Annotated in this window: 12 protein-coding genes; 10 read left to right on the top strand and 2 right to left on the bottom strand. The window is 44.1% G+C overall.

Features of this window, described 5'->3' with window-relative positions; translation table 11 throughout:
• The first annotated feature begins 6 nt into the window (after positions 1 to 6).
• The 7 genes from rpmB to ACSLP7_RS00115 all read left to right on the top strand — a co-directional run bounded on the left by rpmB (position 7) and on the right by ACSLP7_RS00115 (position 5418).
• A complete protein-coding gene (rpmB, locus tag ACSLP7_RS00145; RefSeq protein WP_291182347.1) occupies positions 7 to 246 on the top strand; it encodes a 50S ribosomal protein L28 in 240 nt (79 codons plus the stop codon).
• Positions 247 to 265: 19 nt separating this feature from the next.
• Positions 266 to 448, top strand: a complete 183-nt coding sequence (rpmG, locus tag ACSLP7_RS00140) for a 50S ribosomal protein L33 (RefSeq protein ID WP_087523039.1) — start codon at positions 266 to 268, stop codon at positions 446 to 448.
• A gap of 33 nt (positions 449 to 481) precedes the next feature.
• Entirely contained in the window at positions 482 to 631 is a 150-nt protein-coding gene (locus ACSLP7_RS00135; protein ID WP_435577426.1) for a DUF4295 domain-containing protein, read from the top strand.
• 105 nt (positions 632 to 736) lie between these two features.
• Positions 737 to 1696, top strand: a complete 960-nt coding sequence (ftsY, locus tag ACSLP7_RS00130; protein ID WP_435577425.1) for a signal recognition particle-docking protein FtsY — start codon at positions 737 to 739, stop codon at positions 1694 to 1696.
• Between the two features lie 2 nt (positions 1697 to 1698).
• Entirely contained in the window at positions 1699 to 3000 is a 1302-nt protein-coding gene (gene rimO / locus ACSLP7_RS00125) for a 30S ribosomal protein S12 methylthiotransferase RimO (RefSeq protein WP_435577424.1), read from the top strand.
• Positions 2984 to 4210: a hypothetical protein gene (locus ACSLP7_RS00120; protein ID WP_435577423.1), complete on the top strand. Its 1227-nt coding sequence runs from the start codon at positions 2984 to 2986 to the stop codon at positions 4208 to 4210. Before rimO ends, ACSLP7_RS00120 begins: the two co-directional genes overlap by 17 nt.
• Positions 4207 to 5418 carry a glycosyltransferase family 4 protein gene (locus tag ACSLP7_RS00115; protein WP_435577422.1) on the top strand — a complete coding sequence of 404 codons (1212 nt, stop codon included), beginning with the start codon at positions 4207 to 4209 and terminating at the stop codon, positions 5416 to 5418. The genes ACSLP7_RS00120 and ACSLP7_RS00115 overlap by 4 nt, the downstream gene beginning before the upstream one ends.
• A gap of 11 nt (positions 5419 to 5429) precedes the next feature.
• Here ACSLP7_RS00115 and ACSLP7_RS00110 read toward each other — a convergent pair whose 3' ends face one another.
• Entirely contained in the window at positions 5430 to 6395 is a 966-nt protein-coding gene (locus ACSLP7_RS00110; RefSeq protein WP_435577421.1) for a hypothetical protein, read from the bottom strand.
• 135 nt (positions 6396 to 6530) lie between these two features.
• Here ACSLP7_RS00110 and ACSLP7_RS00105 point away from each other — a divergent pair, with 135 nt between their 5' ends.
• Positions 6531 to 8189 (top strand): serine hydrolase, encoded by a 1659-nt coding sequence (locus ACSLP7_RS00105; RefSeq protein ID WP_435577420.1) that lies wholly within the window; start codon positions 6531 to 6533, stop codon positions 8187 to 8189.
• A gap of 64 nt (positions 8190 to 8253) precedes the next feature.
• Here ACSLP7_RS00105 and ACSLP7_RS00100 read toward each other — a convergent pair whose 3' ends face one another.
• A complete protein-coding gene (locus ACSLP7_RS00100) occupies positions 8254 to 10722 on the bottom strand; it encodes a M14 metallopeptidase family protein (protein ID WP_435577419.1) in 2469 nt (822 codons plus the stop codon).
• 60 nt (positions 10723 to 10782) lie between these two features.
• Here ACSLP7_RS00100 and bshC point away from each other — a divergent pair, with 60 nt between their 5' ends.
• Together bshC and guaA are read left to right on the top strand one after the other, a co-directional pair.
• Positions 10783 to 12462, top strand: coding sequence for a bacillithiol biosynthesis cysteine-adding enzyme BshC (bshC, locus tag ACSLP7_RS00095; RefSeq protein ID WP_435577418.1), 1680 nt, complete (start codon positions 10783 to 10785; stop codon positions 12460 to 12462).
• Between the two features lie 70 nt (positions 12463 to 12532).
• Positions 12533 to 13570: glutamine-hydrolyzing GMP synthase (gene guaA, locus ACSLP7_RS00090; RefSeq protein WP_435577417.1), on the top strand; the 1038-nt coding region annotated here is incomplete at its 3' end.

The following is a 13570-nucleotide window of genomic DNA, read 5'->3' as shown; positions in this document are numbered from 1 at the left end:
GCACCGATGTCAAGAGTTTGTGAGCTTACTGGAAAGAAAGCAATGGTAGGGAATAACGTTTCTCACGCCTTGAACAGAACAAAACGCAAGTTTGATGTAAACTTAATCAAAAAGCGTTTTTACATCCCAGAAGAGGATAAGTGGATTACACTTAAGATCTCTACTTCTGCTTTGAAAGATATTAATAAGCGAGGAATCTCAGCTGTGCTTAAAGAAGCCCGCGAAAAAGGATTTCTTAAAAAATAACACCTAAAGGTCTCTAACCATGGCAAAGAAAGGAAACAGAGTACAGGTTATTTTGGAGTGCACAGAGCACAAGGAGTCAGGAATGCCTGGAACTTCTCGTTACATCACTACCAAGAATAAAAAGAACACGCCAGATCGTATTGAGTTGAAAAAATTCAACCCGATCTTGAAGCGCATGACTGTTCACAAAGAAATTAAGTAAGCACGGAGCCGCTGGCACCTTAAAACAATAATTATGGCAAAGAAAGCAGTAGCATCCTTACAGACCGGATCAAAGCGATTGACCAAAGCGGTAAAAATGGTAAAGTCTCCTAAAACTGGAGCTTACACCTTTGTTGAGTCTATTATGGCTCCAGACGCCGTAAACGACTGGTTAAAGAAGTAATCAGCGCTTTTAGCGTAACGATATTCAGGGCTGTCTTTTTCAAAAAGACGGCCCTTTGTTTTTTGTATCTTTGCTAGCTCTTAAAGTCAATAATCAGAAGCATTCATGAGCTTTTTCAAGAAAATATTTACCAAAGAAAAAAAGGAGAATCTGGACAAAGGACTGGAAAAGTCTAAAGCCAGCTTTTTTGATAAACTCTCTAAGGCTGTAGCCGGGAAATCTAAAGTAGATGACGATGTCCTGGATGAGCTGGAAGAGGTTTTGGTTCGATCGGATGTTGGTGTAAACACCACCCTGAAGATCATTGAGCGCATTGAGGCGCGCGTGGCAAAAGACAAATACCTAGGCACAGACGAACTCAACCAGATCTTAAGAGAAGAGATCGCTGGATTGCTTTCAGAGACCCATGACGACCAAAAGAATGATCCTTTTGGCCTGGACTCTAAAGAGAAGCCTTACGTGATCATGGTAGTGGGCGTAAACGGTGTGGGTAAAACAACCACCATCGGGAAGTTAGCCAGCCAATATAAGGCTGCCGGGAAATCAGTGGTTTTAGGCGCTGCGGATACTTTTAGAGCAGCGGCTATTGATCAATTGCAGATCTGGGCGGATCGTGTGGATGTACCTATCGTAAAACAAAATATGGGAAGCGACCCGGCTTCTGTGGCTTATGATTCTGTGGAGAATGGAAAAGCCAATGGAGCCGATGTAGTGATCATTGATACTGCGGGTAGATTGCACAACAAAGTCAACTTGATGAACGAGTTGACGAAGATCAAACGCGTGATGCAAAAGGTTGTTCCTGGTGCTCCGCATGAGGTGCTATTGGTCCTTGACGGATCTACCGGGCAAAACGCCTTTGAACAGGCTAAGCAATTCTCCGCAGCTACAGAAGTAACGGCTCTGGCCATCACCAAGCTTGACGGAACTGCCAAAGGAGGTGTAGTTATCGGTATTAGCGATCAGTTGCAAGTGCCGGTAAAATATATCGGGGTTGGAGAAGGCATAGAAGACCTACAGATCTTTGACCGTTTGGAATTTGTGGATTCATTCTTCAAGCAATAAACATGCGCACCAAAAGCAGAAAGAAAAATAAGATCAATGTAGTCACCCTTGGGTGTTCCAAGAATGTCTACGATTCAGAAGTATTGATGGGCCAGCTTCGTGCCAACAACAAAGAGGTTGTGCATGAAGAAGAAGGAAATATCGTAGTGATCAACACCTGTGGTTTTATTGCCAACGCTAAGGAAGAAAGCGTGAATACCATCTTGGATTTTGTGCAGCAAAAAGAAGATGGACTGGTAGACAAGGTCTTTGTGACCGGTTGTCTCTCCGAGCGATACAAACCAGACCTCCAGCAGGAGATTCCAGATGTAGATCAGTATTTTGGTACTACAGAACTTCCGGGCTTGCTCAAAGCTTTAGGAGCCGATTACAAGCACGAACTCATCGGAGAGCGTCTAACTACCACACCAAAGAATTATGCGTATCTAAAGATCGCGGAAGGCTGTGACCGACCGTGTTCTTTCTGCGCGATTCCACTAATGCGGGGTAAACACCGTTCTACGCCGATTGAAGAATTGGTGGTAGAGGCGGAGAAATTAGCGGCTGACGGTGTAAAAGAACTCATTTTGATCGCGCAGGATCTGACTTACTACGGTTTGGACCTGTATAAAAAACGCCGTTTAGCGGACTTGCTTAAGGCTTTAGTACAAGTAGACGGTATTGAATGGATCCGTTTGCATTACGCCTTCCCAACTGGCTTTCCAGAAGATGTCCTTGACGTCATTAAGCAGGAGCCTAAGGTGTGTAATTATATTGACATACCGCTACAACATATTTCAACGGACATTTTAAAGTCGATGCGCCGAGGAACCACTTTTGAAAAGACGAACGCACTGCTCAAGTTGTTTAGGGAGAAATTACCTGGAATGGCTATTCGTACTACACTTATCGTTGGGTATCCAGGAGAAACGGAAGAGCACTTCCAAGAGCTCAAGCAGTGGGTGGCCGATATGCGTTTTGAGCGTTTGGGCTGTTTTACCTATTCTCATGAAGAAAATACGCATGCCTACAATTTGGTTGACGACGTGCCCGAAGATGTGAAGCAAGATCGCGCCAATCAAATTATGGAGTTGCAGTCGCAGATCTCTTGGGAACTCAACCAAGAAAAGATTGGGCAGGAGTTCAAGGTGCTTATAGATAGAAAGGAAGGCAATAACTACATAGGCCGTACGGAATTTGATTCTCCAGATGTGGATAATGAAGTCTTGTTAGATGCTACAGAACAATACCTGAAGACCGGAGACTTTGTTCAGGTCAAGATCACCGAAGCCACAGACTTTGATTTGTATGGGGAAGTGGTTTAGAGTAATCTTAAGCAAGACTTTTGCCGCGGTCCTTTTGGTCTTAGCGTTTTCTTCTTGCATTGATGAAGCCCAAACTACTCGTGTTCCCTTTGAAATTGAAAATCCTAGCGAAGGTTATGCGGGCATGTCTCGTCTATTTGTTGCTGATGATCTTCTCTACATGAGCTGGGTTGAGCAAATTGACAGTTTGGCGCTGCTCAAATACGCTTCCTATGACGGTAACAATTGGTCTATGCCAGAACTCATAGCCGAAGGTACTGATTGGTTTGTCAATTGGGCAGACTTCCCTCAGATCGCCGTGAATCAAGGAAACATCTTTGTGCATTACTTGCAGAAATCAGCTCCAGATACCTATGCCTACGATATAAAATACAAGATATATAACGCCAATAGTCAAACTTGGACATCTCCGCAGAAACTACACACAGATACTACTCAAAGCGAGCACGGATTTGTAGATGTGATTCCTTTCAAAGATGGTTTTATGGCGAGTTGGTTGGATGGGCGTACTACGATGAATCGTCCTGACTCTTTGAGGCAGATGACGATTCGTGCAGGAATAATTAACGCAGATGGAACTTTAGGCCAACAATGGGAATTGGATGGGCGCGTTTGCGATTGTTGTGCAACTTCTATTGCAGACACTCGTGATGGTCCAATGGTTGTTTATAGAGACCGGTCTGAAGCTGAAATCCGAGACATATACGCTGTTCGTTTACAAGACTCAATTTGGACTGAACCTCGCGCTGTGTATAATGATTCTTGGGAAATCAATGGCTGTCCTGTAAATGGTCCTGCTATCAGCAGTAATGGTATTACTGCTGTGAGTTGGTTTACCATGGTAGACGATAAACCTAAAGTAAAGCTCGGAACCATGGGAACAGGTTCTTGGTTTGATGAGTTTTTAGTTTTAGAAGATTTGAGAGCCATTGGGCGTGTTGACGTTGCGGTAGACAATCAAGCAAACGCCTTCGCTTTGTATATGACCGATGCAGGAAGTACCGCAAATCTGAATCTTACGCATATAGCCAGTACAGGTGCGCGCATGACCCACGTTTTGACTAAAATGAGTCCGGAGAGAGCCAGTGGATTCCCTCAATTGGCCTTATTTGAGGACAAAGCAGTAATATCTTATACAGAAACTGACAGCATTGGGTCGCAGATCAAATTGGTCAGTTATCCTTATCAAAGCTATTCATTTGAAGAATGAAAAAGGTACTGATCATCGGCCATGGAATTCCTGAACCGCGAAGCACTGGGGCAGGGGTATATATGGCGCAGTTGATCGATCTCTTTTTGCAAGGCAATTACGAGCTCCATTTTTGTTCGACGGCGAAGGCTCCTGCTGATGACTTGTTGATTGTCAAGAACATTCCTTACTCCCAGATTCAATTGAATTCGGACAGCTTTAATGCTTTCATCAAAGCTTTGGATCCGCAGATCGTAGTCTTTGACCGCTTTATGACCGAGGAGCAATACAGTTGGCGCGTGCGAGAGGCCTGCCCTGATGCCTTGCGCATTTTGGATACAGAAGATCTGCATTTTTTACGCGATCATCGCAGAACAAGCAATGATCCTAAACCTCCAGCAACACTTTCTGATCTGGCCAAAAGAGAGTTAGCGGCTATTTTTAGATCAGACTTAAGTTTGATTCTATCCAAGCCAGAGCTTGAGGTCTTGACAAGTATTTACCAAGTGCCAGAGTCCGTATTGCTGCATTTGCCATTTCTGGAGAAAAATGTTCCGCAGCGAACAGAATTAACAGCATATGAGGATCGCAAGGATTTTTGTTTTGTGGGAACAGCCAAACACAAACCGAACGTTGCTGCAGTCAAGCAACTGGCTAAACTATGGCCTTTAATTTCCAAAGAAGTGCCTGGGGCAAAAATGCACGTTTACGGCTCTTATTTTACCGAAGAGCTCAAGCAATTGCATAAGCCAAGTGCTGGCTTTTTAGTGCATGGTTTTGTGGAGGAGGTACAAACAAAGCTACAGCAACATCGCGTGCTACTGGCTCCTTTGCAATTTGGTGCAGGACTCAAGCGCAAGCTCTTTGACGCTTGGTTGTCGGGTTGTGCCGTTGTGACCACTCCAATAGGTATAGAAGGGATTGGGGAGGCCCACAAGCTGCCTTTTATGGTTGCTGATGACTTAGAAACTGACTTTGTCAATCTAGCGGTTACAAATTATACGCAAGAATACCAATGGGATCAAAATCGCCAAGAAGGCTTGGCTTTGATTAGTGAACATTTCAGTTGGGAAAAACGAGCGCCATCAGTTTTAGAAACGCTTAAATCCTACGCTTTAAACAAAGAGGAGTTCAGCCCGCAAAACCCAGTCGGGCAAATGCTTTGGCATCACAGTTTGCAAAGCAGTAAGTACCTTTCCAAATGGATCGAGGCGAAGAATAAGACCTAAAATCTCAGGTCTTAAATGGGTAAGGATCTGATGATTTCTATCATCTGTTTTTCTGCTGCGATATACCCAAAACTGGCCCAATCGTCTCCGTCTAAAATATCTTCTAAAATCATCATGGCCTGCTCCTGATCATCATTGAGATAGCTCCATCGAGCGAGTCCGTATTTCAGGGCAGAATTGCTCGAATTGATCTCCGCCTCAGGATTGTATAGCTCATCCAGAGCTTTCACTCCTTTATAAAACAAGCAGGCATTTAAATAAGATCCATTTTCAATGACTTCGAGGTCTTCATTGATCGGGTCCAAATAAGCGGCGATCTCATCATCACGCCCGAGTGCCTTTAAAGACAAAACGATCCAATGCGTAGCAGATACCAAGCCATCATTGTTTTGGGAAAGCTCCAAGCATTTCTGGTAGGCCATCAAGGAGCTTTCATAATTCCCCATTAAATAATGGGCCAGTCCCAAGTGATAAAAGATGTTTCCGTGTTTGGTGGTGAGCCTGATTCCCTCAGCATTAGGCATGCCGTCATCTTCTAAGGAATTGGACTCATCCAAAATGACATTCGTTGCCCGCTCGAGATCCGTAATTGCTTTGTCTAATTGACGAATAGAAATTTGACGGTGTCCTCGGTGGCGAAGCAGTCGGGAATTGTTTGGAAACTGTTTGAGCCCATCAGAATAAATGTCAATCGCTCCTTTGTAATCGCCTGTATAAGCTGTGAATCGCCCATACCAGATCAGCTTTTCCAAGTTTGTTGAATCTGCTATATATGCCTGCTGTTTTTCAATGAATTGAGCTTGTAGTTTCTCTGAAACTGCTGGTGCGTACAAGGTGTCTCCCGTAAATGAAATGGCTTGGTAAAAGGCCTCTTTTGGCTCAGTTTCTATAGGTTTCTCTACATTTTTGGGTTGATCATTGCAGGCCCAAACGAGCAGGATAGTGCCAAAGGCAATTAGTAGTTGATGGATTTTCATAGCTCTAAGATACTAAGCTCTTCTCAGAAGTGTCAGCTATGTCGTTAATTTTAAATACCTTAAAAAAAATTCGCGCCTCAGCTGTAACTCAGCCTCCCCGTCTGGCGTCAGATATACATCAAACAATCACTAAACATGAAAAATCTCAAACGTATTTTCCAGAGCGCACTGTTGTGCTTTTTAATCATTGTAGGCGGCGGGTCGACTATGCAAGCTCAAGATTTGAAATCGAGTGTTGATCAACTGCTGTCTGCAAAATATCCGTCAGATTCCCCTGGAATAGCTGCTTTAATTGCAAAAGACGGGAAGGTTATTTACAAGAATTCCTTTGGTTTGGCAAACCTGGAGCTCTCGGTTCCAATGAATCCAGACAACGTCTTTGAAATTGGCTCTATCACCAAACAGTTTACCGCTGTTTCCATTTTGATGCTGCAGGAAGAAGGCAAGCTCAGCACGGATGATCCCATTAAGAAGTTCTTTCCTGACTATCCAGAAGCTGGTAAAAATGTAACTGTTCACCAACTACTCAATCACACCTCAGGAATTAAGAGTTATACCTCCATGCCCTCCTTTTTTAGCCAAGCCAGGAATGACTTGACCCCATTGGAGCTCATTGATGTATTTAAAAATGAGCCTATGGACTTTGCCCCAGGTGAGCAGTGGCTTTATAACAACTCCGCCTATATCATTCTTGGAGCTATTATTGAACAAGTTTCGGGTATGTCTTATGAAGATTATATTGAAAAGAAGATTTTTGAGCCTTTAGGTATGGATAATTCGTACTACGGAAGCAAAACCGAACTCATACCCAATAGAGCCGCTGGGTACACGCCTACGCCTACAGGTTGGCGAAATGCAGACTTTTTAAGTATGACCTTGCCTTATGCTGGAGGTTCTCTAATGAGTTGTACAGAAGATATGTTGCTTTGGCAAGAAGCTTTAAATGATGAAAAACTTTTGCCTCAATCTGCTTTACAATTGGCCTTTACCAATACGACCTTAAATGACGGCAGTCCTACCAACTATGGATATGGTTGGGGGATCAATGAAATCAACGGCAGTCGGTCTATAGAACACGGAGGCGGTATTTTTGGTTATACAACCATGGGCGTTTATCTTCCAGAAGAAGACGTCTATGTCATCGCCTTGACCAATAACAACGGGAATTCGCCAACGGACATCGCCATCCAAATGGCGGCTATGGCCATTGGGAAGCCTTACCCTCAAACTCCAGCCATTAGCATTAGTGATGAAGACAAAGAAGTTTGGGTAGGTGCCTATAAATTTGATGACGATGTGGTGCGTATCATCACGCTGGAAAATGGGAAGTTATACAGCCAACGTGAAGGAGGGGAGAAGCTTCCGTTAATTGCGGTAGGTCCGAATGAATTCTATTTTGAAGGGAGTTTTACCAAATATTCCTTTTCCAATACCAATGGTAAAAGAGAAGTACTTTTTGAGGATAGAATTGTGCGATCTAAAGGAGTAGAAACTGAAGTTGAGCTGCCTCAAGAGCGCGTGGCTATCGACTTGCCTCTTTCTGTTTTAAAGAACTATGAAGGTACTTATGAGCTGCAACCAGGTTTTGAACTTAAGGTGTATTTAGAAGGTGATAAACTCATGACGCAAGCTACAGGGCAGCCAGCTGTGGAGATCTTTGCTGGTGGTGATCACAACTTCTTTTTAAAGGTGGTTCCAGCGGAATTAGACTTTGACGTTGATCAAAACGGTAAGGCCACGGGAGTTACTCTAAATCAAGGCGGACAACGCATGCCAGCCAAAAAGGTAAACTAGTTTATTATACCCATAAAAAAAGCCGAACTGCAATGTTCGGCTTTTTTGTTTTCTGTTTTGTTGGCTACAGTCTAAAAACGTTGCTATTGACCATAAAGATCCCATTGACCAAAAGAAGCTTTCCGTTTTCCCAGAAGGAACGGAACATGGGGTTGTCTACCATATAAACCACACTTCCGCGGCCCATTCTTACTTCTCCAAATACCAGTGAGTTTTTTAGCGAAGCCTTAGCTGCCTCACCCGAGAATCCAGCCACGCTTACGGCGTCACCGTCTATATAACCCACATTGTAACCGTTGTCTAAGTGTTGGAATGAACTGCTGCCTAGTTTGAGGCTGTAGTACGTATCTCCAAACCCAAAGGCCATCGGGTGTGAATCGTCCATTTTGATCTTGTAAATCGCCCCAGTGATGAAGTTCTTCAAACTCTCGCGTTCGCGTTGATCATAAGGTGTTAAGTTGCTAGAATCATCGTCAGAATCGCTGGTGTTATTTTTGAGTCCGAAGCCGTCTTTGCCGCTAAAGGCATTAACGGCGCGGCCTAAGGCGATTACCTTTCCACCACTTCGAATCCAACTTTTCAGATCGTCCAATGCGTTTCCATTGGTCACACTACCGTACCAGCCTTCTGGCATAATCAGAACATCAAAATTTTGAAGTACAGAAGGTCTAAAGCTTTCTGTGTTGATGGAAGTGATCGGGTAGTGGAGCTGTTGCTCAAAGAAGTGCCAAAGCGCTCCATAACTCAATGAAGAAGTCCCATCACCTTGTAGCATAGCTATACGCTGTGGATTGATCAGTTTAATGTCTGGCGATCCAAAATCAGGAGTTCTATCCGCAAAAGAGGTATTGGAACTGTATAAATAACGGTCGTACTGCTGTGCTACCTCAATCAAGTTCTGTGGAAAGTCTGGATTGTTTCTGTTATCACTCTTGGTGATTACTAAACTCCCTCTTTCAAAACTATTACCGTTAAGTTGCATTGGTTTTTCCGTAAAGCGCACTCGTACTCCAGCTTGTAATAAGGCTGATAAGAAACGGGCATCTTCCATACTGTTCCATTTGGCGATGTATCCAGCGGCAGCAGTATTTAGGGTTACAAAGTTGGATCCAGGAGCGCTTCCGCTTCCGTTTACTTTTACAGTACTCGCCACACCATCTAGTCCATATGCATGAACAAGATTCCAAGCCGTGATATCATAAGTCAAAGGTTCCTCTAAAGCCGCATCCGGTTCAAAAAGTACCTTTACCATTTTGCCCTTAGGCTGATCCGTGTTGATGATCAAGGCACCTTGGTTACTCACACTGCCTTTGCCTTGTGTGCTGTAACGATAACCTGTAGCTGAACCGCTGGTCCCAAAGCTGTACTGGATTTCATGACGATCCAACAACTGAGTCAGAGCGTTGATCTTGTCCGCATTACCTGTGAGCACAAAGCTCTTGTATTTCAAATTCGAATTGTTGAAGAACTTTTGAAACTCATCGTTAAGCTTGGCTGCGTTCTTAGCACCCATCTCAACTGTAGAGAGTCCTGTAGTGGTGTGGTGCATAACGCGATCTAATAAAGTGAGTTCATAGCCTTCGTCAGTATCAATCCCCAATCCAGCACGTCCGTGACCGGCTTGCTCGTAAGTCATTCCAATGGCGCCCATAAAGGTAGGATAGGTGTCTCCATAACTTGGGTAGAGCAAGTCAAATCGCTCTCTTGAAAAGAATAACCAACCCTCACTGTCAAAGTACTTGGCATGGTTTCTACCGATCGCCTCTTGGAAGTCGTACTGCCAATCACTAATGATCTCGTGATAAGGCGCTGCTGCCGGGGCAAAGTAATACGGCTCATTAATGCCTTGTTCGTGGAAGTCCACATGAATATGCGGCATCCATTGGTTGTATATTTTTAGACGTTCTTGAGATTCTATTTGCGAGGCCCAAGCCCAATCGCGGTTCAAATCAAAAAGGTAGTGGTTTGGGCGTCCTCCTGGCCAAGGCTCATTGTGTTCTGTAGCAATTTGAGCACTGTTGTACGGTGTCGCTTTAACTTGATTGTACCAGTTCGCATAACGATCCCGACCGTCTGGATTCACACAGGGATCTATAATAACGATGGTGTTTTGCAACCAATCTTGCTTTTCGGTTATGAGCTTGTAAAGGGTCAGCATAGATGCTTCTGTGCTGGAAGCTTCGTTACCGTGTACATTATAGCTCAACCATACAATCGCAACCTCTGGATCTGCACTGCCGCTGGCCAAACCAATACTTTTGAGGTTGTCAGTTCGGATCTGATCGATCTTCGCCAAGTTCTCTGGTGTAGAGATCACGGCATAGGTTAGTGGTCTGCGTTCATAAGTTTTTCCGTAGCTGTTGAATTGTACCATTGGACTTTGATCTGCCACATGGTTGAAATAGGCCACAACATCGGCATGTCTGCTAAATTGTGTCCCAATGGGATAACCTAAAAACTCTTCTGGAGATTGTACTTGAGCCTGTCCAATTAGGCCCACAAACAATAAAAATAGTAGGGTGATGCGTTGCATTGATTGGTTGTTAAAATAAACTTTAAAGCTACGAAAATTGGGGCAAAGCAAATGTGCCCTATGGGGAACATTAACGAATCTTTTAGAATCGATAGAAGTGAAGTTCGTATTTTTACCTTCCAATTGGAGCCAACCCATATGTCCGCAGCTTACGTACCCTATTCTCAGACTGGTTATTTTTCAAAGACCATATGTGATTATTTGGGCCAAGAACAGGCCGTAAGACCGTTCTACCATAGATTCCCATCACTTGAGACTTTGTCAGATCAGATTCAAGAAAAACAGGCAACAGCTGTATGCGAACCAAACTGGCGTAAAACCCTTTCTGAAAGCTTGATGGCAGTCTACGGAGCTGTCTCGATTAGCGAGGCTACTGCCGATAATATTGAATCACTCAAGCAATCAAATACCTATACCATAACCACGGGGCATCAGTTGAATCTATTTACTGGGCCCTTGTATTTTTTATACAAGATTGTTTCGGTGATCAACTTTTGTAAGCAAGCTAAACAGGCGTATCCCGATCACAATTTTGTTCCGGTTTATTGGATGGCGACGGAGGATCACGATTTTGATGAGATCAACTACTTCAATTTTAGAGGGAGTAAGGTGGCTTGGAACCGACAAGACGGTGGAGCCGTGGGGGATCTTTCCACGGAAGGACTTCAGCAAGTCAGTGAGGTGATCGGAGCTGCGATGGGTACGAGTATTCAAGCAAGCTATTTGCGAGAGCTCTTTGAGAATGCCTATTTAAAGCACGACGATCTCGCTTCGGCGACGCGGTATTTAGCCAATGCCTTATTTGCCGATCAAGGTTTGGTTATCGTAGACGGAAACGATTCCAAGCTGAAAGCTGCGTTTGCGCCCTATGCAAAACAAGAGCTCTTAACCCAAAAGGGACATGAAGTTATTAGCGCTACTACTGCGGATCTAGTTGCTGCTGGATATAAGGAGCAGGTGCATCCTCGGGAGATCAACTTGTTCTATTTGGACCAAGGATTGCGGGAACGTATTGTTCAAGTTGGCGATCAGTATATGATCAACAATACCGACTTATCTTTTTCAGAGGCGGAGGTCTTAGCAAAGTTAGAACAGCATCCGGAGCAGTTTTCTCCCAATGCATTATTGCGTCCACTGTATCAAGAAGTGATCTTACCCAACCTCTGTTATATTGGAGGGGGAGGAGAATTGGCCTATTGGCTGCAGTTAAAAGACTATTTTGAAGCTGTAGAGGTTACTTTTCCAATGCTGATGTTGAGAAACTCGGCCTTACTCATCACAGAAAAACAGATGGGTAAATGGGAGCGTTTGGGACTAGACGTTGCCGATCTTTTTAAAAAGCCAGAAGCTCTGGCTTCTCATCTGGTAAAGCAGCACAGCGGTTTGCCGTTGGATTTTGAGTCGCAGAAGGCGCATTTGAAAAAACAGTTTGAGGCGCTGTATGAACTTGCCAAACAGACCGATCCTTCTTTTGAAGGTGCTGTTGCCGCTCAGGAGAAAAAGCAGATCAATGGCTTAAAAAACTTAGAAAAGCGACTCCGCAAGGCAGAAAAACGAAATCACAACGATCGTATCCAACGGGCTCAAGAATTGAGAGATGCAGTGTTTCCTGCCAACAATCTACAAGAGCGCAAAGCCAACTTCTCTGAATTCTATTTGGAGGCCGGTGATGGGCTTATTCCGCTGCTTTTGGAGCAATTGGACCCCTTTAAATCGGAATTTTCTGTAATTCGTCTGTAAGTGTTGATGAGTAGTTAATTTTTTTGACTGACTTTTTTAGCGAGTCGTCAAATTTCAACTACTTTTGCACATGCAAAACAACGTACTTATCCTCGATTTTGGTTCGCAGTACACACAACTCATCGCACGTAGAGTTCGCGAACTCAATATTTACTGTGAAATCCACCCGTATCACAAAGTTCCAGAGAATTTAGATCCTTTTAAAGCTGTAATCCTATCCGGGAGTCCGTTTTCGGTTCGTGGAGAGGATGCACCGCATCCCGATCTTTCTAAGATCAAAGGTCACAAGCCTTTATTAGGGGTTTGTTATGGGGCTCAATATTTGGCACATTTCCACGGTGGAAACGTAGCGCCTTCCAATACCCGTGAATACGGTCGTGCGCGCTTGGCGGAGATCACCGATAACGAAGCTTTGTTTGCACATATTGAAACTGGTTCACAAGTGTGGATGAGTCACAGCGATACTATTGCGGAACTTCCAGAAGGCGGCGTGCGCTTGGCTTCTACACACGATGTAGCCAATGCTGCCTATAAGATACAAGGGGAGCCTACCTATGCAATCCAGTTTCACCCAGAGGTGTATCACAGTACAGACGGAAAGCAACTCTTGGAGAATTTCTTGATCCATATTGCGGGGATCAATCCAGATTGGACTCCAGCGCACTTTGTAGAAACTACTGTTGAAGAGCTCAAAGAGAAGTTGGGTGAGGATAAAGTTGTGTTAGGATTGTCTGGAGGTGTTGATTCCAGTGTAGCTGCCGTGTTATTACACAAGGCCATTGGTAAGAATCTCTATTGCATCTTTGTAAACAACGGTCTTTTGCGTAAAAATGAATTTGAAAGTGTCCTGGAACAGTACCAAGGGATGGGACTGAACGTAAAAGGTGTTGATGCCTCGGCACGCTTTTTGGATGCCTTGAAAGGAGTAACCGATCCGGAGGCCAAACGCAAGGCTATTGGACGCGTGTTCATCGAAGTTTTTGACGATGAGGCCAATCAAGTAGAAGGCGTTAATTGGCTGGGACAAGGAACCATTTATCCAGACGTTATTGAAAGCGTATCAGTAAACGGTCCTTCTGTGACCATCAAGTCACACCACAACGTGGGT

The sequence above is a fragment of the Gilvibacter sp. genome (genome assembly GCF_965601605.1).
GTDB lineage: Bacteria > Bacteroidota > Bacteroidia > Flavobacteriales > Flavobacteriaceae > Gilvibacter.
Note: the sequence above shows the minus strand (reverse complement) of the source record. Positions and strands in the feature narration are given on the sequence as shown.

Excerpts from the sequence above, each read along its gene's own strand:
- rpmB (WP_291182347.1), top strand. The coding sequence starts at position 7 with ATGTCAAGAGTTTGTGAGCTTACTGGAAAGAAAGCAATGGTAGGGAAT.
- rpmG (WP_087523039.1), top strand. The coding sequence starts at position 266 with ATGGCAAAGAAAGGAAACAGAGTACAGGTTATTTTGGAGTGCACAGAG.
- ACSLP7_RS00135 (WP_435577426.1), top strand. The coding sequence starts at position 482 with ATGGCAAAGAAAGCAGTAGCATCCTTACAGACCGGATCAAAGCGATTG.
- ftsY (WP_435577425.1), top strand. The coding sequence starts at position 737 with ATGAGCTTTTTCAAGAAAATATTTACCAAAGAAAAAAAGGAGAATCTG.
- rimO (WP_435577424.1), top strand. The coding sequence starts at position 1,699 with ATGCGCACCAAAAGCAGAAAGAAAAATAAGATCAATGTAGTCACCCTT.
- ACSLP7_RS00120 (WP_435577423.1), top strand. The coding sequence starts at position 2,984 with ATGGGGAAGTGGTTTAGAGTAATCTTAAGCAAGACTTTTGCCGCGGTC.
- ACSLP7_RS00115 (WP_435577422.1), top strand. The coding sequence starts at position 4,207 with ATGAAAAAGGTACTGATCATCGGCCATGGAATTCCTGAACCGCGAAGC.
- ACSLP7_RS00110 (WP_435577421.1), bottom strand. The coding sequence starts at position 6,395 with ATGAAAATCCATCAACTACTAATTGCCTTTGGCACTATCCTGCTCGTT.
- ACSLP7_RS00105 (WP_435577420.1), top strand. The coding sequence starts at position 6,531 with ATGAAAAATCTCAAACGTATTTTCCAGAGCGCACTGTTGTGCTTTTTA.
- ACSLP7_RS00100 (WP_435577419.1), bottom strand. The coding sequence starts at position 10,722 with ATGCAACGCATCACCCTACTATTTTTATTGTTTGTGGGCCTAATTGGA.
- bshC (WP_435577418.1), top strand. The coding sequence starts at position 10,783 with ATGGGGAACATTAACGAATCTTTTAGAATCGATAGAAGTGAAGTTCGT.